Genomic DNA, 20,095 nt, shown 5'->3' on the forward strand with positions numbered 1-20,095 from the left:
CATTTGCTTCCCGAAGCTCCTGGTAATCGCGGACGCGGCAGAACTCGCGGCGGTGACGGTGTGACCATCGAGGCCGCGTGACCATTCGGAAGAACCGATCACCTTTGGAGGACGCGTATGAGTGGATCGCTGCTCAGAGATAAGAATGCTGTGATCTATGGAGGCGGGGGCGCGATCGGCGGCGCGGTCGCCCGGGTATTCGCCAGGGAAGGTGCGAGGGTCTTCATCGCCGGGCGGACGCGGGCGAAGCTCGACGCCGTGGCGCGTGACATCGCCGTCACGGGCGGAAAAGTCGAGACCGCGCAAGTCGACGTTCTCGATCAACAGGCGGTCGAAAAGCACACCGACGCGATCGCGGAGACGGCCGGCGGCATCGACATCGCCCTCAACGCCGTGAGTGTCATGCACGACCAGGGGACTTCGCTGGCGGACCTCTCGCTGGAGGAGTTCATGCGGCCGATCGACGGTTTCCTGCGGACGCTGTTCATCACGAGCAAGGCTGTGGCACGGCACATGGGCCGCGAGCGTCCCGGCGTCATCCTGACCTTGTCCGAGCCGGGTTCCAAAATGGCGGTAGGCGGCATCTTGGGGCACAGCGTGAGCGCGGCCGGCAAGGAGGCGTTCTCGCGGGTCCTGGCCGCGGAGCTGGCACCCGGCAACATCCGGGTGATCGGCATCCGTCCCCACGCTGTCGCCGACGCGCCGGCGGCGGGTTCCTATACCAAGGACCTCTTCGAGCAAACCGCGGCGGCGGCCGGACAGTCGGTCCAGGAAATGCTCGAAGGTGGGGGAATGGCGCAGGGAACGCTTCTGAAAAAGCTGCCCACGCTCTCCGATGTGGCGGAGACGGCCGCATTCCTCGCCTCAGAGCGAAGTGGAGCCATGACCGGAGCGATCGTCAATCTGTCCGCCGGCGCACTTGTCGACTGAGGCCGCTGTGCCCGATCAGGCCGACGAGACCAAGCTGCATCGTTTTCTGCACATACCGGGCTCCGCTGGTGTCGCCGAACGCCTGAGATGTGGAGCACCGAGCCGGAGGGGAAAGGCGCAATATGTTTTCGGAACCGATCTTTTCTCACACACGTCTGATGACGTGTGCGAATCCTATATAGACTTACATGGTTGAGTGCGGCCCTGGCACTTGCCCTTCAGGTCGCGGTGACGGCTTGTTCGGCTCCAGAGTCGCCCGCGCGGCCTGAACATCTCCCGGCGTTGCCGGTTCTGGATCCTGTCAAGGATATCTGGCCGGATGCTGTGGGTTCCGCTCCAAGAAAGCTGAAGGGCGGGGGCACCCTGCTGCCGGTGGCGATGCTCGGCAAGCATGAAATGCTCATGAGGGATTGGGCGAAGCGCCCTACGTTCTTCAACGTCAACACTCGGAGCGGCCGTCATCGCCAGCTGTCCACAGCGCCAAGGTGGGCGGAGTGTGGAGGGTGCTTTGAAATCGAGCACACGGCTTTGAGTGCTACACAGGTAGCGTGGCTTGTCAGCGGCTATGCGCCGGGGGCGACCTATGGCGGCCAGCGTCATGTCGAGCTGTGGGCCATGCCCTTAGTCGGTGGTTCCATGCGCATGGTGACACGCCTGCCAATAAACAAAGATCAACAAATCTTCGGTTTCCAGATAACGGAAGACACCGCGGCGTGGTGGGGCTACGAGGGTGACGTCTGGAAGGCCTCGATGTCCGGAGGCCGTCCGGAGCCGGTTCGGCCTGACAGAAAACTCAGGGTCACCAACTGGCCGTGGGCTTGGGATGTGAGCGAACGTACTGTGATCAATCTCGCCACCGGCGAGGAAAGACATGTCACCGGTGGGAGGGATCTTCGTGAATTGACTTGCGGGCCCGTCTGGTGCGTCGGTCAAGCCGAGAGCGTGCCCTATGAAATGCGTAAGGTTGTCATCATGCGATTGGACGGCGCCGAGCGGACGGAGCTGCCGGGAGACGCTAACCTCAGGATGGCGCCGTTCCGTGAGACGATCTTTCTTCTCGGCCTCCCGACAATTCGCGGTGATGATTCCCGTGAGATCACTTGGGGTGCGGCCCAACTCGGACCTCTTATCCAGCTCTATGATCGCTGCACGAAGCGGACCGCTGTGATTGGTTCATCTGCTCTGCAAAAACGTGGGATGCCATGGCATGAGATCAAAGTGGGGGCGACCTCGCCCGAGGGGTCGACCTTGTTCTGGGTAGGCAATCGTGAGCGCTACACCGTCCTGGACCTGGCTCGCATCGCTGAGTCGTCTTGCGTGCGATGAGTTCGACGAACCGGAACCTCGCTCAGGGCTGGCAGCCGATAGGCCGGTGAATTAACGATCTCTCGTCGGAAGTATTCGACTGCCCTCCTTGCCCCGCCGGGAGCGGCGGGGCAAGGAATTCTCGCGCGCTATCGGATAGGTGGCGCGCTTCCTTGTCATCGACGGCCCCGTGCTCCACGACAAGCCACCCCACCATCGATATCCTCATCCAGGGATTTTTCGCACGAGCTCTATTTGCTGCTCACGACTCCAGGAAAGAGCATGTACGGAGACACATTCGGGTAACGAGCTGTTTGTCGGGCCCGGCCGGTATTGATGTCGATCGCATAGCTGCTGCGCGACCCTCCGTTGTGCAGGTAAAAAAGCGTGACCTCGGCCCTGTTCCGCCAGAGGGAGGTGTCGAGGATGCCGCCGGCCTTCGGCAGGCCGCGGATGACCACCTTCCGTATGGTCCGCCCGGTCTTGGCATCGAGCAGGGTGAGCGAGTGGCTCTCCATGCGTTGCTTCCCGAACTCGAAGGCGGCCACCGTCCGGCCGTCCGGGGAGAGCTCGCTGAACATGATGAACACGCCGTCGAAGCGCACCGGTGCGCCTCCACCGGTGACGGGCATCAGCCACAGGTCGGTCTTGCGGTAACGGACCAGTTGGGCAACGCCGTCTTTGATGCCGATCGTCTCGTACTCGCCGGGTATCGACACCGTTTTGCCGGTGTGCATGTCGATCAGCAGCCCGGGTTGCTTGCTCCCCTCACGCGGGTCGAAGACCACGTAGCGGCCGTCGTCGGAGACCACGAGCATGGTGCCCACGCCGAGCTGCTCCTCCTTCACCGTGACAGAGGAGGTCACCGTGGAGCCGCTCACCAGGTCGCGGACCACATGCGCCTGGGCCTGACGGCTGTAGTAGGCGAGCATGCGTCCGTCCCGGCTGATCGAGATGGGGACGCGAAACGCCTTGACGGTTTCGGTGAGTGCCTGCGGCACTCGGTAGGTCGTGCCGGTGCGGGTGACCACCCGCCACTCGATGACGCCGCAGTCGACGTGCCGCGTCTTCTTGTCGACCTTGCAGGGGGTTTGGTACGCGTAGCCGAGTGGTTCCACCTTGCCGTCGGGCAGCTCGGGCAGTGTGTCCGCGCGCTGCGGCGTGACCGTGTAGTCGCCGTAGTCGCCGTAGTCGCCACGCGACCCCACCAGCGTCATGCCCGCGGTTCCCACGCCCAGCGCCATGACCGTTGCGACAGCGGCCAGCGTCAGGATGGTGCGCCGCCTGCGCCGGTGACCCGTGACGGCCCGGTCGGCCAGGTCGGCCAGACTCACCGGTGGAGCCTCGTCGGCGATGTCGCCCAGCGTCTTACGCAAGCTTGTCATCGGGCCACCTCCGTGAGCTCGGAATCGGACAGCAGGTGCGCGAGTTCGGGCGCGACCGTGCGCAGGCGGGTCAGCGCGTGATGGGCCTGGCTCTTGACGGTGCCGATCGAGCAGCCGAGCACCTCGGCCGTCTGCGCCTCGGTGAGGTCCTCCCAGAAGCGCAGCACGATCACGGCACGCTGCTTGGGCGTCAACTTGGCCAGCGCCTGCCGGAGCACGATCCGGTCGAGCGCGGCCCCGTCGTAAAAGGCACCGCGTTCGGGTGGATCGGCGCTCGGTAACTCAAGATGTGGCCGACGCCGCCAGGAGATGTACTGGTTGACCAGCGCCTTGCGCGTATACGCCTCGGGATTGCCGCTCCTGGACAGCTTGGGCCAGTGCCCCACGATCTTGATCAGGACGCTCTGCAGCAGGTCTTCGGCGAGATGGGCGTCTCCCGTCAGCAGGTACGCGGTTCGCATCAGCGTCTGCTGGCGGGCGAGCACGAACTCGCGGAAGCCGTCATAACGATCCACTGTGATCTCCTCTCGCCCGTTCCCAACGCGACTCATCGGGCGAAAGGTTGCAGTCTTTTCTCTACGCCTTTCTCTATGGCGAAAGCGACCCGCCGCGGCGGGTCGTGACACGGGCACTGTTCACAGCCGGATGTGTTTCTCCGGTAAGGCGCGGCGAGATCGGGACGGATCTGTGTGCGGGCGGGGGAGCCGAGCTCTGGGGTGGTCGACCGGGTGACGACACCCATGCCTTCGGTGATGTGTACAGCCTGTCGTACGACCTGAGGTGGGGGCCGACCCGTGAGAGCGGCCCCCGTCCCATGGTTACGGCAGGGCGCAGATGACCGCGTCGCGCCAGTCGTAGTTCATCCAGTCGTAGTCCGGACGGTGACCGCCGGTGACGCCGGCGAGCTCGTTCTCGTCGAGCTCACGAGCGGTGATTGCGAAGTCGTTCATCTCTCGATGACCCCTTTCGGATAGCGAACCTGATGCAGGGATGCTCCCAAGACGAACTTGTAGACGCCTTGGAGATGACTTTGCTGATCCTTTTCCCCTCTCCGTGACAGGTCTGCCTACCGGTCGCCGCCTGTGGTTCACCTTTCGGACCTCGCCGATACGTATTGGCGCCATTTGGTCCGTAGACCTTGATCAAGCGTCGGTTCCGTGGTGCCGTGAAAGTGCGAGGCGTGCTCATATCGGCGCGGAGCACACCGCCGACGCCCCGGCACGCCGAAGCGCCGTCAGGTCATGAAGTCAGTTCTTCGAGAAGGCGGAAGCATGCGAAAGCTGTCGTCATTCACGTCCACCGCGAGGGCATCGAAGTCAGCGACCACCTCAGAGAGGAGCACATCCTCCCCCACGTTCTTCACGCGCAGGCGTTCGCGGCTCGGGATCGTGTTCGGCGTCGCCGTGCTGGGGGTCGTGATCCCCGCGTCGGCGGCCCATGCCGCTCCGCCCGGCAATCTGCCTCAGTCGGCTGGAGGGTACGAGTCCTCGTTCTCGCCGGCCTACGACTACGACGGCGACGGCTGCTACGCCACCCCCGCCATCGGACCGGACGGAACCCTCGCTGCGGGGCTGAACCCGACCGGCGCGGTGAACGGCAACTGCCGTGACCAGTCGGACCTGGACAACTCGCAGACCTACGCCCGTTCCAAGTGCAACAGCGGATGGTGCGCCATCGTGTACGCCAGCTACTTCGAGAAGGACCAGGCGCTGCCCGGCATCAGCCTCGGCGGCCACCGACACGACTGGGAACACGTCATCTCCTGGGTCAACCAGGCGTCCAACCAGGTGGAGTATCTCTCGACCACGCAACACAGCAGCGTCGTGACCTACCCGCGCTCGCAGGTGCGCTTCGACGGGTCGCATCCCAAGGTCGTCTACCACAAGGACGGGTTGTCCACGCACTTCTTCCGGCTCGCCAACGGCAATGACGAGCCGCCGGAGAACCACTACCACAACTGGCGCTACCCCCCGCTCGTGGACTGGAACGGCTGGCCCAGCACCTCGCTGCGCGACAGGCTGATGAGCGCGGACTTCGGGGCCGCGACGATCAAGATCAATGATGGCAGGTTCGGGGACCTCCTCTCGCGCGCCAAGCCGAGTGGCATCCCCTTCGACCCCTGGGCCTGACGAGTCCGCCTGTCGAGACGGCCGCCTGATCGTCGGACACCTGATCTCTCGATGTGGCGAGATCAGGCGTCCTGCCGGGGAATCTCCTGGGCGACGATGGCGGTGAGCCGGACAGCGGCTTGCCGGAGGGGGGTGGTGTCACGTCGTACTCGGGAGAGCAGGAGGGCCCCTTCGATGGAGGAGAGGATGAACGCCGCCAGTTCTTCCGCCGTGTCGTCGGGGATCTCTCGTTCGCGGAGGTGAGTCGCAATGAGGGTGATCCAGTGTTGGTAGCCGTGGGCGCAGGCGGCCTGGACCTGGTCGCTGTCGGCCGCGACCTCCAGGGCAACGGTGGCGAGCGGGCAGCCGTCGCGGAAGTCCGACCGTTGCAGGAAGCCGCTGAGCAGGTTGGTGATCTCGGAGATGGCCGTGGCGGGATCATCGGCCTGGCGGAGGGCGTCGTCGATGGCCCGGCCCCACTCCTGTGCGGCCCGGGTGACCGTTTCGGCGGCGAGTTGCTCCTTTCCTCCGGGGAAGTGGAAGTACAGCGTTCCCTTAGGGGCCTCTGCCTCAGCGAGGATCTGGTTGACGCCGGTGGCGTGGTAGCCCTGTCGCTGGAACAGGGTTTGGGCGGTGTCGAGAATTTGCCGCCTGGTCTGGCCTCGCGGTGCCATGGTCTACTCCGTGGCCGGTGCGGGAGTGAGGTCGCCGCGATCCGATGGAGCGGGCGAGGCGCCGCCTGCGGGGCTGCTCGACGGCTCGGGGAACACCGCGGACCGGGCACGGTCGAGTTCGGTCTTGTCGTGTGCGCAGAAGATGTCCACCGCACCGGTACGCGCGAGTTCGTTGAGCCGGTGAAGGTTGTCGAGGCGTGTGGCGCGATCGTCCTGCATCAAGGTCTGGAACAAGTCGGTGGCCGGCGGGCAGGAGGGGGTGGAAGCCATCTGGGCGTGATTGAAGTAGGCGTCGCCGGCGTGCAGCAGCCACCGCGCCGTGCCGTGGTCACTGTGGCCGGTGTCGACGGCGACACCGGCGTGCCCGCGCGTGTGCCCGGCCAGCGGCACGAGCAGGATCGAGGGTGGCAGCCCCGGCAGGTCACGTACCGCTGAGAAGCCGAACCAGTCGTCGCCGCCGGCGGCGTGCGTCACCCAGTCGGGGCCGTGTGCCCAGTGCGAGGTGTGGTAGCGAGACCGTTCCAGGGTGGTGAGCGGACGCCGCGCGGCCTCCAACTCCGTCGCGTACAGGTGGACCTTGGCGTTGGGGAAGTCGCCAAGCCCTCCCGCGTGATCGAAATCCAGGTGGGTGAGCACGATGTGCCGGACGTCGCCGGGCTCGTAGCCGAGCCGGACGACCTGGTGCACGGCTGTCTCCTCGGCGGACAGCACGGGCCGTACCAGCCGCCGAAACACCGTGTTCAGTCTCCCGGGGTCCCGTACGTCGCCCATGCCCAGCCCGGTATCGACCAGGACGAGCCCGTCGTCGGTCTCGATCAGCAGGCAGTGGCACACGTTCCGCGCGTAGGTGAGCAGGCTGCCGGTCCCGCTGACCAGGCGTCCGCCGATGGGACGCATGGTCCCGCAGTTCAGATGATGAATCCGCATGAGTGAACTCTACAGACTGGTCTAGTAATTTTCTACCTCGGATACTCTCGTTCCATGGACCAGTCGCACCTTGCCAACCTCGCGCACCTGCGCCGGGCGCGGGATCTGATCGACCGGGAGTACGCACGTCCGCTTGACGTCCCGACAATGGCCCGCCACGCGCTGATGTCGCCGGGGCACTTCTCTCGGGCGTTTCGGGCGGCCTACGGTGAGACGCCGTACAGCTACCTCATGACCCGGCGGGTCGAGCGGGCGATGGCGCTGCTGCGCGGGGGCATGAGTGTGACCGACGCGTGCATGGCGGTCGGCTGTACCTCCCTTGGCTCGTTCAGCTCGCGGTTCACCGAGCTCGTGAAGATGACGCCGAGCGCGTACCGGGCCCAGGAGCACCGTGCGGTGCGGGCGATGCCCGCCTGCGTGGCCAAGGTGCAGACCCGGCCGACGAGGAACCAACAGGTCAGGATCGGAGAAGTGGTCCGCGCCACGGTCATCTAGCGTTGGCCACATGACCATTTCTCTCCAGTACTGCCACGTCACCGTCAACGACCTGGACGGATCGCTCGCCTTCTACCGCGACGCGCTCGGTCTTGAGGTGCGCAACGACGTCGCCTCGGGCGGGTTCCGCTGGGTCACCCTCGGCAGCGCCTCCCAGCCGGACCTTGAGATCGTGCTCTCCGAGCCGCACGCCGGCCGGTCCCAGGCCGACGGCGACGCCCTGCAGGAGCTGCTGACCAAGGGGGTCCTGCCCATGACCGTGTTCCGCACCGACGATGTCGACGCGACCTTCGAGATGGTGCGCGACTTCGGCGCCGAGGTGCTGCAGGAGCCCATCGACCAGCCCTGGGGCCCGCGCGACTGCGCCTTCCGGGACCCCTCGGGCAACATGGTGCGCATCTCGCAGGCGCCCAAGGCGTAACCACCGCGAGAAACGCGCGAACGACGGCTTTCCTGACGGCGCCGGTTCCGATTCACGGACGGAGCGGCTGCCAGGACTCCAGCGCCGCCGCCACCGTGTCCGGGGAAGCGGTCAGCAGCGGCAGCCGTACGGCGGGGGTGGGGATGTCGCCCCGCGCGTGCAGCACGGCTTTGATCACCGTGGGGTTCGGCTCCGCGAACAGCCGGAGCGAGAGCGGCGCCAGACGGTGTCCGAGGGCGCGCGCCTCGGACACGTCACCGGCCCGCCACGCGGTGACGAGCCGCGCGAAGTCGGCGGTGGCGACCAGTGCCGAGGCCAGAATGCCGCCGTGCGCGCCGAGTGCCAGCAGCGGCGAGATGTGCGGATCGTCGCCGCCGAGGATCGCGAACCCGGGAGGCGGGTCAGCCAGCAGTTCGATGCTGTCGTCGGTGATCGCACCGGGGGAGGACTTCAACCCGGCGACGCCGGGGATCGCGGCGAGCCTCCGCAAGGTCCCGGCCGACAGGTGCTGGCCCGTGCGACGTGGAACGTCGTAGACGATGAGCGGCACCGGGCTCAGCTTGGCGAGGTGCGCGAAATGCGCGAGAACGCCCTCCTCACCGGGGCGTACGAACGGGGGCACCACCGTGAGCGCGGCGACGACCTCCGGGTGGTCGCCCAGCCGCCGCAACGCCTCGGCCGTGGCGGCGCCCACCACGAGCGGCGCCGACCGCTCCCGGCAGACCCGGGCCGACACCTCGACCACGGCGCGCTTCTCCGCTTCCGTGAGCGCGCCGGATTCCCCCGTGGTGCCGAGCGCGACCAAGCCCGTCGCGCCGTCGTCGAGCAGCCGCCGCGCGAGCAGTTCCAGTGCGCCGAGGGCCACCTCGCCGGAGGTCTCGAACGGAGTGATCAATGGGACGTAGAGACCGTTGAGCGTCATGGGGCCATCGTCGCGCGATCAAATATGAAGAACCAGTTCCGATTCATAAAGACATACGTAAGCTGATCTTATGCTTGATGTTCGCAGACTGCGGCTGCTCCGCGACCTGGCCAGACTCGGCACCATCGCCGCGGTGGCCCAGGTCCACACCTACACGCCGTCGGCCGTCTCCCAGCAGCTCGCGGCGCTGCAACGGGAGGCGGGGGTGGCACTGCTGGAACGGACCGGTCGCGGGGTCACCCTCACACCGGCGGGCGTCGCGCTGGTCGAGCACACCGAGACCGTGCTCGCCGAACTGGAGGCGGCCTCGGCGACCCTCGCCGCCGCCCGGTCCGGCCTGAGCGGGACCGTGCACATCGGGGCCTTCCCCACCGCCGTGCACACCCTGCTGCCAGCGGCCCTCGTCGCGCTGGGCCGCGACCATCCGGGGCTCGCCCTGATGGTCACCGAACTGGACCCGGCCGCCGCCCCCGACGCGCTGCGGGAACGGCACCTCGACGTGGCACTGCTGCACGACTACGACCTGGCCCCCGTCGAGCCCGACCCGACGCTCGACTCGACACCCCTGCTGGACGAGACGGTCTTCCTCGCGGTTCCCTGTGGCGCGGCGCTCGATACGACGTCGCGGCCGGACGAGACGGTCTTGCCCGAGCTTCCCGGCGCAGCGGACAGCACGGCACTCACGGATCCGGCCGGCGCCGGGACATCCGCATGTTCGGTCGGGGCGGTGGCGGGCGTGTATTCAGCCGATACGGAGGGCGCCGTGGCAGCCGCAGATCCGGTCGACGGCTTCCGTGAGGCGGACTGGATCGTGGGTTCGCCCGGCACCCTCTGCCATACCGTGGCGGTACGCGCCTGCCAGGCGGCGGGATTCGCGCCGAGGGTACGCCACCAGGTGGATGATTTCACCGCCGTGCTCACCCTGGTCGCCGCAGGTCAGGGTGTCGCTCTGGTGCCACAACTCGGCGCCGGTCGCCTTCCGGACGGCGTGCGCCTCTTGCCGCTACGGGCACGGCGCAGGACCCGGATCGCCTACCGCCGAGGAGCCGCCGAGCACCCCGCGGTCGCCGCGTGCGTCCGCGCCATCCGCGCCGCGACCGAGGAGCACCTGAGAAGGGAACAGGTCGGCGGGTGGCCAGAAGCACCGTGAGCTTCCCCCGGTAGTCCGGGCACCGGATGGTCGCAGGGCGGGCGTCCCCCGACGACCCGGTCCTGACCGACTACTGGACCGAGCGGCGTCGCCGCTCCCGGACTCCGATGGACACAGCCACGTGGCGTCTTCCGCGCCGGCACCGTGGCCGTTGCCCGCTCAGCCCAAGGTCAGCTTCGCGGCCGGCTCCCCGATCCGCCCATGGACCAGTTATCCCACCAAGGTTGCGTGACGCGCCACCGGGAAGGCACCGCGAAGGTGCTGTGAACCGGGCCGGAAATCGGGTTTCCTCTGCTCAGAGCAGATCTGCCCCAGGCAGATCGCGTCGACGCCGATCCGGACTGCCCCACATCATGGACGCATGGCTGAAGAATCGAAACTTCCACTGTTCAACGCGCGGGTGAGAAATCAGCTTTACGAACGGCGTGTTCTCGTTCTCGACGGTCCTCTCAACGATGACAACGGGACGTTGCTCGCCACGCAATTGATAGCACTTGCCACGCAGGACGCGTCGACCGATATCGCATTGTGGATTCATTCTCCGGGCGGCTCGGTTCCGTCGATGCTCGCGATCCGCGACGTCATTCGGCTCATTCCCTGTGACGTGTCGACCCTCGTGCTGGGCATCGCCTACAGCGCCGGGCAGTTCCTGTTGTCATCGGGGGCCCGGGGCAAGCGCCGCGCCCTGCCGCACGCGCGTGTCCTGATGCACCAGGGCTCGGCCGGGATCGGCGGCACCGCGGTCGACATCGAGTTGCAGGCCGACGACCTCCGGCATACTCGCGACACGGTGCTCGCTCTCATCGCCGAGGACACAGGGCAGCCCGTGGAGCGCATATTCGAGGATTCCCTGCACGATCGCTGGTACACGGCACAGGAGGCACTGGACTACGGCTTCATCGACGCGATCGTCCAGAGCTTCAACGAGATCGCGCCCCCCGACCGCCCGCGGCTCGGATTCGGCGTCACCGAAGGAGCAGGCCAGTGACCACTTACACGATCCCCAATGTCATCGCCCGGAATCCTCGTGGCGAGCGGATCATGGATGTCTACTCGCATCTTCTCACCGAGCGAATCGTCTATCTGGGAACCGCGATCGACGCGGGCGTCGCGAACGCGCTCGTCGCACAGCTTATTTTCCTGGAGTCGGACAATCCCGATGGCGTCATACAGTTCTATATCAACTGTGAGGGCGGGGATCCGAGCGCGATGCTCGCGATATACGACACCATGCGCTATATCCGTCCGCGGGTTGAGACAACCTGCGTCGGACAGGCCATCGCGGTGGGGGCCGTCCTTCTCGCCGCGGGCGCCGAGGGGAAACGCGCCGCTCTCCCGCACGCACGAGTGGTCCTGCACCAACCGGCTGCTCAGGGGCGCGGAACGATCCCCGACCTCATCCTGCAGGCCGACGAGGTCGTACGTGTCCGGGCGGACATCGAGCGCATACTGTCACGGCACACGGGTCAGACTGTCGAGACCCTGCGCGCCGACACCGATCACGATCGCGTGTTCACCGCGAGAGCGGCCCTGGAGTACGGACTCCTCGACGAGATCATCGAGGAGCGTTCGTAGGCTCGTGGATGATCCCGGCAGGCCACGCTACCGAAATGAGGGCCAGTGCTCCGGCCTTCAGGCCGGGAGGGGAAGGCCCGCGCGGGAGTGCCCTTTAGGGCGCGAGCGTGCCCTGACCTTCCTGGTCCTGCCGCTCGGCCCACCAAGTGCAGGACACCCGGGCGGCGCGGGGCTCCCCGTGCGTGGGTTCGTCGGCGAAGGGGGTGACATCGATCCGGTGCCCCAGGTTCTCGCGGAGTTGTCGAGCGCTCAGGCGTTTCGTCATGCGACCATCGCCATCGTGCAGCTTCGTTACCGGTATCGGCTCTATCCGGACGCCGTTCAGTGTCAGGCGCTGGCGCGGGCGTTCGGGTGTGCGCGGGTGGTGTTCAACGACGGGCTGCGCCTGCGGCAGGAAGCCCGTGAGAACGGTTTGCCGTACGTCTCGGATACGGAGTTGTCCCGGCGTCTGAGTGTCGCGAAGGCGACGGCGGAGCGGGTGTGGCTGGGTGAGGTGTCGGCGGTGGTGTTGCAGCAGGCTTTGGCCGACCTGAACGCTGCCTACCGCAACTTCTTCGCCTCGATCACCGGTAAGCGCCAGGGGCCGAAGGTCGGCCCGCCTCGGTTCCGGTCGCGTAAGGATGCCCGTCAGGCGATCCGGTTCACCGGCAACGCCCGGTTCGCCGTCACGGCGGGCGGGAGGTTGCGCCTGCCGAAGATCGGTGAGGTGGTGGTGCGCTGGTCGCGCCCGCTGCCCGCCGAGCCGTCGTCGGTGACGGTGACGGTGATCAAGGATGCGGCCGGGCGGTACTTCGCCTCGTTCGCGGTCGAGACCGGTGATGAGCCGCTGCCCGAGACGACGTCCGAGGTCGGCGTGGATTTGGGTCTCACGCATTTCGCGGTGTTGTCGGACGGCCGGAAGATCGACAACCCGCGTCTCCTGCGCCGGGCGGCCAAGAGGCTCCGTAAGGCGCAAAAGGCCCTGAGTCGTACGGTGAAGGGGTCGGCCAACCGCGCCAAGGCCGTTGTCAAGGTCGCCCGCGCGCATGCCCGGGTGGCTGATGCGCGCCGGGACTTCGCCCACAAGCTCTCCACCCAGTTGATCGGTGACAACCAAGCGATCTACGTGGAGGACCTGTCGGTCAAGGGACTGGCGCGCACCCGGCTGGCCAAGAGCGTCCATGATGCGGGCTGGTCGCAGTTCGTGGCCATGCTGGAGTACAAGGCGAAGCGGTACGGGCGGACCTTCGCCAAGGTCGGCCGGTGGTTCCCCTCCTCCAAGCGGTGCTCGCAGTGTGCGACCGTGGTCAGCGCCCTGCCTCTGGGCGTCCGGGAGTGGGCGTGCCCGTGCGGGGCGGTCCATGACCGTGACGTCAACGCCGCACGCAACATCCTGGCCGAGGGCCGACGGTCCGTCGCCGCTGGACGGAAACCCGCCGCCGACAGGCGGCGGGAGGCGGAGACGTTAAACGCCTGTGGAGGTGACGTAAGACCACCGCTCGCGGTGGCCGACGCCGATGAAGCAGGTAGCCACAGAGGTGCCGCATGACGCGGCACGGACTGAATCCCCGGCCCTTCAGGCCGGGGAGCGCGTCAAGCGGCCAGGGCGTACGCCGCCGAGCAGGTAGCGCCTCTCGACGTGCTGTTCTGAGCGGACCGCAGGCTCTCGGCGACGGCGAGGGTCAGATCGACCAGGGTGACATCCAGCGCGCCCGCGACCGCGGCGATCATCTCGCTCGACGGCTCCTTGCGGCCTCGTTCCATCTCCGAGAGATACTGCGGCGAGACGCCGGCGCGACGCGCCGTCTCGCTCAGCTTCTCGCCCCGCTCGTGACGAAGATCTCTGAGACAGTCACCGAGCACGTGCCGCCACAGGGGCTCGCGAACCGGAGACGGCTTGGGGGCGGTCCGATCGATCGCCGGACGCAGCGGCGGGACAGAGGAGGCCATACCTCACCATAGGTAGGCGGTGCGTTCGAGTCCCGCCGCCTTCGCGCAGAGCGAAACCGTCCTCGCCTCCTCTGTCCGGGCCTTCGGGGGCGGTGAGGATCGCACCTCGAACGGCTCGCTACGCCGATGTCCGGGTGCGCAGGGCCTGGACGAACCAGTCGAGCGCCGGCGTCAGGCTCTCCGGGGCCGGCCAGCCGTTGATCACCGCGAGCAGTCGGAGGTACGTGTCCCTGCGGGGGTCGTTCGCGCTCTCCAGTCGGACCAGCAACCGGCGCCGGAGGTCGGCGTCGTCGGGGCGGCCGACGATGTTCGCGTATCGGGCCGTGACAGCCGCGACGACCGGGTCACTCCGGGACGAGTCCGGAGCGATGCCGGCCGCCAGGCTGGGGCTCGCCTGGTCACGGACCATCGCGACGGGATCGCGGCGCGGTGGGCCGGTGGCGTCGCCCCGGGCGCGCTCGGCCGCGTGCTGTTCGGCCAGGCGTCGCATGGCGCCGCGAAACTCCGGGTCCTGGGACAGCTCGGCCAGCTCCACCCAGGCCTCGACCTGCTCGGGTGCGGGATCGTCGGGCAGTTCGGGGGTCATCGAGCGCCTGATCCCCGCGAATTCGGGGTTGGCGTCCAGGCCGCCGAAGGCGGTGTCGAGGAAGTCGCCGATCAGGCGTCGGCGTTCGTCCTCGGAGAGCTTGGCCAGCTTGTGCATGAGATCCATCTCCTCATGGGTGGACCCGCGCCTGGTCACCGCCGTCAGCACCGCGCGCCGCAGGCGTAGCGTCCGGATCTGAACCGTGAGTGCCTCGGCGTGCGCCGCGGCCACCTCGGAAAGCGAGATCTCCCCTTCCACGAGCCTGCGGATCGTGGAAAGGTCCACTCCCAGGTCGCGCAGCGTCCGTACGAGGTCCAGGCGTGCGACGGCGTCGATGCCGTAGAGGCGGTGACCGGCCGGGCTGCGACCGGTCGGCGGCACGATCCCGCGGTCGGAGTAGAACCGAACGGTCTTGACCGTGAGCCCGGTCCGCCGGGCCAGATCACCGATCGAGTAGAGCGTGTCGCCGTTCATGCCTCCACCCTCGCGCCTCCCCCCGGGGGAGATGCAAGCGGCTCCAAGGAGGTGTGAGCGGGAGGTGTGAGCCCGTTCGCCCGCGCGGCGTCAGCGGGTCGCGGCGGCCATGCGCAGGCCAAGGACGATGAGAACGGTGCCGCTGACGGCCTCCAGGCGGCGACGGATCACGGGCCTGCGGAACCACGCGCCCGCGCGTCCCACCACCGCAGCCAAGGCGAGGTACAGCACGATCTCGACGGCCACCTGCAGGAGCGCGAGGAGCGCGGTGGTGGAGAACAGCGGCTGGTCGGCCGGTACGAACTGGGGATAAAAAGCGATCATGAAGGCCGCGGCCTTCGGATTGGCGAGCATCACGAGGGCACCCTCACCGAAGGCCCTCCACCAGCTCTGCCTCAGGCTGGGCGAGGTGTCCTCTGTCGCCTCCCGCGCCGGCTCGGCCTTCCTGATCCGCCACGCGGTGCGCCACGCCTTCAGCCCGAGATAGAGCAGGAAACCCGCACCGATCACCCGGAGAACGAGGAAGGCCACCTCGGAAGCGGCCACCAGGGCGGCGAGACCGGCCGCGGCGAACAGCGCCCAGGCGTACAGACCGGCCTCCAGGCCCAGCACCGTCGGCACCGCTCCCCGGAAACCGTGCAGCGCGGCCCGCCGCAGGATCAACGCCATCGCGGGACCAGGCGACGCCGAGATCAGCACGACGGCGACGACGAAGGCGGGCAGGGAGGCGACGAGGTCCATGAGGTTCATCGTGCTCGCTTCCGTCTCTTCGGCTCAACTCTTTTCCGGGTGAGGCTGGGTTTTCGAAGTCCGGTGCTGAGGGTTCGGCAAGCACGACGTAAGGCCCGGCAACGCGGGCGCGCTGCCGGGCTCTGACCAGGGCGGATGAGCATCGCGTCGAAGGGGTGAAAGCTCAGGTCAGAGAGTCGAACTCGCCGGTCTTGACGCCGCCGACGAACCTTTTCCACTGGGTGGGGGTGAAGAGCAGCTTGGGGCTGTCGGGGTTCTTGCTGTCGCGAACGGCGACCACTCCGGACAAGTTGTTAGCCACCTCAACACACTGGCCGCCGTTGTCTGAGGAGCGCGATGATTTTCGCCATACTGCGTTACTTAGGTCCATTCCCGCTTCACTTCCTCGATCTTCTTGAGGGGTGCGTGCCGATGGTCCTTGACTGTGGCGGAGCTAGTGGTCGAAGTCACCGGTCTTGATACGGCGGACGAAGGTGTCCCACGCGGTGGGGGTGAAGAGCAGTTTGGGGCCGTCGGGGTTCTTGCTGTCGCGGAGCGCGATCACTCCGGGCAGGTTGGCGGCCACCTCAACACACTGGCCGCCATTTCCGCCAGAGCGCGATGACTTCCGCCACACTGCGTCACTTAGGTCCATTCCTGCCTCACTTCCTCGATCATTTTGAGAGACACGCTCTCAGGATAGGCCCAGAGGCGGATCTTCTCATAGCGCTTCCAAATTGCCGTCACGGAATCACGATCAGTCGTGACATGTCCTGCGTCTGACGAGTCCAGGTGGACGGCATCTGGCTTCTCGTGGGGAAGCTCGGCGATCATGAATGCGCCCATAAGTCCGGTAAGGCATTCCGGGCTGACGATCTGGATAGAGATGGTCGGCCTCTGGGTGAGCTCCAGCAGATGGCCGAGCTGTTCGTGCATCACCTTGGCTCCGCCGACCTTGCGGTGTAGCACACCTACGTCGATAAGGATGAGGAGCGAGAAAGGAATGTCTCGATCGAGAATTTTCTGTCGCTCTATACGATTTTTGACTCGTTCCTCAATCTCCTGTGAGGTTGTCTGAGGCTCCTGGCTGAAGATATGCCGGGCATAAGACTCCGTCTGGAGAAGACCTGGGATGAGGAGGGGGTCCCAGGATCGCAGAACGAGCGCAGTGGGCTCGATCTCCTCGACCCAGCTCTGGAACCAGACCGGGCCGCCAGGTTGGGCCAGGATGCGCTGACGGAGCCGGGTGAAGGCGTTGCCATCGGCCGTTTTGAAGAGTCGATCCAGCCTTTCGGCGTCGGACTTCGAAGGTGTGCGGTTGGCACTCTCCAGTCTACTGACCTGGGTCTGCGTACACCCCAGTCGGGAGGCCACGGAGGACTGCGAGAGCTGAGCTTCCTCCCGCAGTCGGCGCATCTCGGCACCGAACTGCACGCGGGGAGATCCAGGATCGAGAGATGGCGCCACATCCATTGCATTTCCTCCCGAATTAGAAAAAAAATGGACTTAATGGTCAGCTGGCGGATTGACTCCAATCCAGGTAGACCAACGGCTGTCATCATCCGCTCTAGCCTGGATTGCCGATCCGGTAGTCGGTCGACTACCGATAAGGCATTCTAGGCACAGTAATCCTCTTCGTGAAAGCGTTGACAAGAAACTGGTAAAATGCTTTCTCGGTCGGAGGTGAATCGGGTCGGAGATGAATGAGATAGTCCTCTTTTGGTCTCCTGCCGCGAGCGTCGGAAAGCATTCGAAAGGTGAAGGCATGGCGACGAGCGAGCAGTCGACCGCGTGGCTCACTGCTCTGGACCGTGAGGGTATTCCTCTGTCCTGGTTGATGACAGCGGTCGGTGTGACCTGGAAACTCCCCATGGTTGACGAACGAGTATGGGAAGGGTGTGGCGAAGGTGGGCTGAGTGGGTAAAGATTAGTACGTCCCGGCGCCCACTCTCCCCGGAGGTCCTGAATGCGCTTCACCCGGTTACTCGCCATCGGTTTGACGCTGACGATGGCGGCCTCAGGGTGTGCCTCCGATCCTTCTCTGAAGGATGCGGCAGCAGAGCTACAGAAGGACGCGCGACTCCTGGAGGCTGACGGCATCTTCAAGAACCCACTTAGTAAACTGCGCATTTTGCAGCGCCCAGACAAGGACATTCCTTGCGCCAAGGGCAAGTTCAAGCGAGTGTTGCGAGCTACAGCCGACTACGAGCGCGCAACCCCTGATGTGGATAGTCATCTTGACTTGGCTCAAGGGTTGATGGAGAGCACGCTTTCAAGGGTTCTTGGATACGAGCTGGAGTATGACCTCAGTCAGGCGGATGTCGAGGAGGGGCGATTCATTTATGGAACGAAGAAAGATTCGGAAATCAAGGTAAGCGTATTCGTGACCCCTGATGCTCCCACTTGGCGGTTGCGTGCGGTGACCGCCTGCTTGTCACGCTAATTAACTTTAGCTTACTCCCATACCCCTATCTCTCCCTTGGGGCGCTCGTTGGCTTGGTTGGTCGCAGCACTTTCGGCCTTATAGTCGAAATTTTTGTTGCTGTCCATCCAGCGTTCGTAGGGCGTCAGCTTTTCCTGTAAAACCTGATCCCATTTTTCGCCGTCTCCGGCTTCTCGCTTCGCTTCGGCCACAAATTCGTCATATGTCTTAAGGCTTCCAGTGCTTTTGCTGATGATTTCAGCAGGGGGATCACTGGCTGGATAGCCGGCATCGTAAAGGAGTCGAGCCGTATCGTATTTCAGGCGAAGAATAAAGTCCTCTCGGGCTCCGGTGGCTTGCTCTACCTGTGTCTCGATCCTGTCAACCACTTCATCAAGGCCGTAGCTGATAACGTATGTTTTGGAGAACTCCCACAACGCTATTGCCCCTCTGCTTGCAGGGGAAATGCCGCCGACCGCGAAAGAAGCGGTGTTTTTGACGATGTCAACGATCACATCGTTGAGGGCGTCCTGCTCTCCGCGCACATCCAGAGTCGCCTTGAACTCCAACCCGGCCAGGTCGCCGAACATTCTTGCGGTTTGTTCGAAATATTTCTGGTCTGCTTTCGCATCCAGACGAGCTGCTGCCGTCAGCGCATCGTGACGGAACTGGGCCGCCGTCGCGTCGAAGTCGTCGGTGAGCCGTTTGTCTCCGACGAAGGTCTTCAGGAAGCGAAAGGTGTCGCCCGGACTGAGGTAGAACCCTGGGGTTACGGGAGGAAGGTGAGCCCAGTTCTCCGGGACTCCCATTCCGGAGTCGCGGTAGACGGCCTTGTCGAAGCGGGCGCCCGAGGCGAGTTCGTGGATGTAGGACTTCGCGATCACGCTCATGGAGTCCCAGGCGCCCCTGGGCAGGTCGCTGCCGAAGGAACCGGCGACCGTTATCGCGTCCAAGGCGAAGGCGGCGGCCTCCGGGCTGTGCTGACCGGCTTTCTCTGTCTTGGCCTCGGTGCCCGCTTCCATCGCCCGGCCGAAGGCGTCGGCCACCTCGTCTCCGGTGCCCGTGGTCTTGGCGCGGTCGAGGAACAGTTTCATCTTGTCGACCTGGCTGAGCTTGACGTCGGCCCCGCCCATCTTGGCGAAGGCGTCCCGTACGGCGACACCGTCTCCGTCGAGCACCTCCAAGCCCATGGCGACCAGGTCGTCGGGAAGGCCGTACGCCTTCGTCTCGGCGGGCCCGCCGGCACGCCAGTCCTGCCGGGGCTTCTTCGCGAACTCGTCCAGGACGAGCGCGCGGGCCGCCGCGCTGCGGACGGAGGAGGGGGCGTTGGCGCCGCTGAGCAGTGCGAGCCGGTTCCAGGCGGCGGCCTTGCTGTCGGTCGGTTTCACCAGGTCTTCTCTGACCTTGGAGAAGGCAGGGACAAGGGCGGGGGCCCGCAGGGCCGCGCCGAGGGCCTTGCTGAAGGCGGCGAGGTCTTGCTTGGCGGTCTTGCTGCCGGTGACCGCGATGAGATTGGGCAGGCTGTCGCGGACCTTGGGGGAGAGCAGGGCGAAGAAGGCGGCGGCGGCTTGGGGGCTTTCTGCGAGTTTGGCGACGTCGTCGATGTGCTCGTGGATGAGCTTGGCCTGCGACTCGCCGTGGAAGTTCACGAGGATGTCCTCGCCGTACATCCTGGCCAGCCCTTGGGCGAGCTCGAAGTCCTTCAGCTCGTCGGGGAGTCGGATGAGCCCTTGGCCGCCCGCCGTCATCGAGGCTGCGCCACCCGTGCCACCCGCGCCGCCCAGCTCGGGGGCGCCGTTGCCCAGGGTTTTGATCAGGTCGATCCGGCCGTGGAGCATGGAGACCTGCTTCCCGGCCCATTCGGCGATGTCGGCGATCTCCCGCAGCGCGGGGGTGCTGATCCCGTACCGGCCGAGTTTTTGCTCGAACTCCCTGGTGAACGTGGTCAGCCGGTCGGCCTCGCCGCGCAGGGAGGTGGCGAGCTGCCCCATCTGGTCGGGGTCGATGCCGCAGAACTCGGCGGTCGGTGTCATGGAACGTTCCCCCTCGTGGTCGTGACGGTC

At 65.9% G+C, this 20,095-nt stretch carries 24 protein-coding genes; 10 read left to right on the plus strand and 14 right to left on the minus strand.

Annotated elements, in window-relative coordinates; all coding sequences use genetic code 11:
• Positions 1 to 117: 117 nt before the first annotated feature.
• Together ACIBH4_RS24155 and ACIBH4_RS24160 are read left to right on the plus strand one after the other, a co-directional pair.
• Positions 118 to 930 (plus strand): SDR family oxidoreductase, encoded by an 813-nt coding sequence (locus tag ACIBH4_RS24155; protein ID WP_362769206.1) that lies wholly within the window; start codon positions 118 to 120, stop codon positions 928 to 930.
• A 192-nt stretch (positions 931 to 1,122) separates the two neighbouring features.
• Complete coding sequence (locus ACIBH4_RS24160; RefSeq protein ID WP_362769203.1) at positions 1,123 to 2,256, plus strand: hypothetical protein; 1,134 nt, start codon at positions 1,123 to 1,125, stop codon at positions 2,254 to 2,256.
• Positions 2,257 to 2,486: 230 nt separating this feature from the next.
• Here the strand turns inward: ACIBH4_RS24160 and ACIBH4_RS24165 are convergent, their stop codons facing one another.
• The 3 genes from ACIBH4_RS24165 to ACIBH4_RS24175 all read right to left on the minus strand — a co-directional run bounded on the left by ACIBH4_RS24165 (position 2,487) and on the right by ACIBH4_RS24175 (position 4,570).
• Positions 2,487 to 3,620: a hypothetical protein gene (locus tag ACIBH4_RS24165; RefSeq protein WP_362516494.1), complete on the minus strand. Its 1,134-nt coding sequence runs from the start codon at positions 3,618 to 3,620 to the stop codon at positions 2,487 to 2,489.
• A complete protein-coding gene (locus tag ACIBH4_RS24170) occupies positions 3,617 to 4,135 on the minus strand; it encodes a SigE family RNA polymerase sigma factor (RefSeq protein ID WP_362516492.1) in 519 nt (172 codons plus the stop codon). Before ACIBH4_RS24170 ends, ACIBH4_RS24165 begins: the two co-directional genes overlap by 4 nt.
• A 303-nt stretch (positions 4,136 to 4,438) precedes the next feature.
• Entirely contained in the window at positions 4,439 to 4,570 is a 132-nt protein-coding gene (locus ACIBH4_RS24175; RefSeq protein ID WP_362516490.1) for a hypothetical protein, read from the minus strand.
• 438 nt (positions 4,571 to 5,008) lie between these two features.
• Here ACIBH4_RS24175 and ACIBH4_RS24180 point away from each other — a divergent pair, with 438 nt between their 5' ends.
• The gene (locus ACIBH4_RS24180) at positions 5,009 to 5,749 is read left to right on the plus strand and encodes an NPP1 family protein (protein WP_362516488.1); all 741 of its coding nucleotides are present in this window, start codon (positions 5,009 to 5,011) and stop codon (positions 5,747 to 5,749) included.
• Positions 5,750 to 5,811: 62 nt separating this feature from the next.
• Here the strand turns inward: ACIBH4_RS24180 and ACIBH4_RS24185 are convergent, their stop codons facing one another.
• Together ACIBH4_RS24185 and ACIBH4_RS24190 are read right to left on the minus strand one after the other, a co-directional pair.
• Positions 5,812 to 6,402, minus strand: coding sequence for a TetR/AcrR family transcriptional regulator (locus ACIBH4_RS24185; RefSeq protein WP_362516486.1), 591 nt, complete (start codon positions 6,400 to 6,402; stop codon positions 5,812 to 5,814).
• Positions 6,403 to 6,405: 3 nt separating this feature from the next.
• Positions 6,406 to 7,329 (minus strand): MBL fold metallo-hydrolase, encoded by a 924-nt coding sequence (locus ACIBH4_RS24190; protein ID WP_362516484.1) that lies wholly within the window; start codon positions 7,327 to 7,329, stop codon positions 6,406 to 6,408.
• Positions 7,330 to 7,383: 54 nt separating this feature from the next.
• On the opposite strand from ACIBH4_RS24190, the gene ACIBH4_RS24195 reads away from it, so the two are divergent.
• Together ACIBH4_RS24195 and ACIBH4_RS24200 are read left to right on the plus strand one after the other, a co-directional pair.
• Entirely contained in the window at positions 7,384 to 7,824 is a 441-nt protein-coding gene (locus ACIBH4_RS24195) for a helix-turn-helix transcriptional regulator (protein WP_362516482.1), read from the plus strand.
• Between the two features lie 10 nt (positions 7,825 to 7,834).
• Positions 7,835 to 8,245, plus strand: a complete 411-nt coding sequence (locus ACIBH4_RS24200; protein WP_362769200.1) for a VOC family protein — start codon at positions 7,835 to 7,837, stop codon at positions 8,243 to 8,245.
• Positions 8,246 to 8,297: 52 nt separating this feature from the next.
• On the opposite strand, the gene ACIBH4_RS24205 is transcribed toward ACIBH4_RS24200, so the two are convergent.
• A complete protein-coding gene (locus tag ACIBH4_RS24205; protein WP_362516478.1) occupies positions 8,298 to 9,167 on the minus strand; it encodes a dihydrodipicolinate synthase family protein in 870 nt (289 codons plus the stop codon).
• Between the two features lie 70 nt (positions 9,168 to 9,237).
• Between ACIBH4_RS24205 and ACIBH4_RS24210 the strand changes: the two genes are divergently transcribed.
• The 3 genes from ACIBH4_RS24210 (at position 9,238) to ACIBH4_RS24220 (ending at position 11,892) form a co-directional block, all read left to right on the plus strand.
• On the plus strand, positions 9,238 to 10,317 hold the full coding sequence (locus ACIBH4_RS24210; RefSeq protein WP_362769197.1) for a LysR family transcriptional regulator: 1,080 nt from the start codon (positions 9,238 to 9,240) through the stop codon (positions 10,315 to 10,317).
• Positions 10,318 to 10,678: 361 nt separating this feature from the next.
• Positions 10,679 to 11,305, plus strand: coding sequence for an ATP-dependent Clp protease proteolytic subunit (locus ACIBH4_RS24215; RefSeq protein WP_362516474.1), 627 nt, complete (start codon positions 10,679 to 10,681; stop codon positions 11,303 to 11,305).
• A complete protein-coding gene (locus tag ACIBH4_RS24220) occupies positions 11,302 to 11,892 on the plus strand; it encodes an ATP-dependent Clp protease proteolytic subunit (protein ID WP_344747864.1) in 591 nt (196 codons plus the stop codon). The genes ACIBH4_RS24215 and ACIBH4_RS24220 overlap by 4 nt, the downstream gene beginning before the upstream one ends.
• Before the next feature lie 94 nt (positions 11,893 to 11,986).
• Here the strand turns inward: ACIBH4_RS24220 and ACIBH4_RS24225 are convergent, their stop codons facing one another.
• Positions 11,987 to 12,157 carry a hypothetical protein gene (locus ACIBH4_RS24225; RefSeq protein ID WP_362769195.1) on the minus strand — a complete coding sequence of 57 codons (171 nt, stop codon included), beginning with the start codon at positions 12,155 to 12,157 and terminating at the stop codon, positions 11,987 to 11,989.
• A 15-nt stretch (positions 12,158 to 12,172) separates the two neighbouring features.
• Here ACIBH4_RS24225 and ACIBH4_RS24230 point away from each other — a divergent pair, with 15 nt between their 5' ends.
• Entirely contained in the window at positions 12,173 to 13,420 is a 1,248-nt protein-coding gene (locus tag ACIBH4_RS24230) for an RNA-guided endonuclease InsQ/TnpB family protein (RefSeq protein ID WP_399172851.1), read from the plus strand.
• Positions 13,421 to 13,464: 44 nt separating this feature from the next.
• Here the strand turns inward: ACIBH4_RS24230 and ACIBH4_RS24235 are convergent, their stop codons facing one another.
• The 6 genes from ACIBH4_RS24235 to ACIBH4_RS24260 form a co-directional block, all read right to left on the minus strand.
• Complete coding sequence (locus tag ACIBH4_RS24235) at positions 13,465 to 13,821, minus strand: helix-turn-helix transcriptional regulator (RefSeq protein ID WP_344747863.1); 357 nt, start codon at positions 13,819 to 13,821, stop codon at positions 13,465 to 13,467.
• Positions 13,822 to 13,939: 118 nt separating this feature from the next.
• Positions 13,940 to 14,881, minus strand: coding sequence for a MerR family transcriptional regulator (locus tag ACIBH4_RS24240; protein WP_362767832.1), 942 nt, complete (start codon positions 14,879 to 14,881; stop codon positions 13,940 to 13,942).
• A gap of 90 nt (positions 14,882 to 14,971) precedes the next feature.
• The gene (locus tag ACIBH4_RS24245; protein ID WP_362767835.1) at positions 14,972 to 15,631 is read right to left on the minus strand and encodes a LysE family translocator; all 660 of its coding nucleotides are present in this window, start codon (positions 15,629 to 15,631) and stop codon (positions 14,972 to 14,974) included.
• Positions 15,632 to 15,794: 163 nt separating this feature from the next.
• Positions 15,795 to 16,001 carry a DUF397 domain-containing protein gene (locus tag ACIBH4_RS24250; protein WP_362516462.1) on the minus strand — a complete coding sequence of 69 codons (207 nt, stop codon included), beginning with the start codon at positions 15,999 to 16,001 and terminating at the stop codon, positions 15,795 to 15,797.
• 63 nt (positions 16,002 to 16,064) lie between these two features.
• Entirely contained in the window at positions 16,065 to 16,265 is a 201-nt protein-coding gene (locus ACIBH4_RS24255) for a DUF397 domain-containing protein (RefSeq protein ID WP_362516460.1), read from the minus strand.
• Entirely contained in the window at positions 16,256 to 17,083 is an 828-nt protein-coding gene (locus tag ACIBH4_RS24260) for a helix-turn-helix transcriptional regulator (RefSeq protein WP_362516458.1), read from the minus strand. Before ACIBH4_RS24260 ends, ACIBH4_RS24255 begins: the two co-directional genes overlap by 10 nt.
• A gap of 493 nt (positions 17,084 to 17,576) precedes the next feature.
• Here ACIBH4_RS24260 and ACIBH4_RS24265 point away from each other — a divergent pair, with 493 nt between their 5' ends.
• A complete protein-coding gene (locus ACIBH4_RS24265) occupies positions 17,577 to 18,053 on the plus strand; it encodes a hypothetical protein (RefSeq protein WP_362516456.1) in 477 nt (158 codons plus the stop codon).
• Positions 18,054 to 18,064: 11 nt separating this feature from the next.
• On the opposite strand, the gene ACIBH4_RS24270 is transcribed toward ACIBH4_RS24265, so the two are convergent.
• Positions 18,065 to 20,065: a hypothetical protein gene (locus ACIBH4_RS24270; protein WP_362516454.1), complete on the minus strand. Its 2,001-nt coding sequence runs from the start codon at positions 20,063 to 20,065 to the stop codon at positions 18,065 to 18,067.
• Positions 20,066 to 20,095: the final 30 nt, after the last annotated feature.

This window comes from Streptosporangium sp. NPDC050284 (assembly GCF_044459525.1).
In the GTDB taxonomy this organism is placed as follows: domain Bacteria; phylum Actinomycetota; class Actinomycetes; order Streptosporangiales; family Streptosporangiaceae; genus Streptosporangium.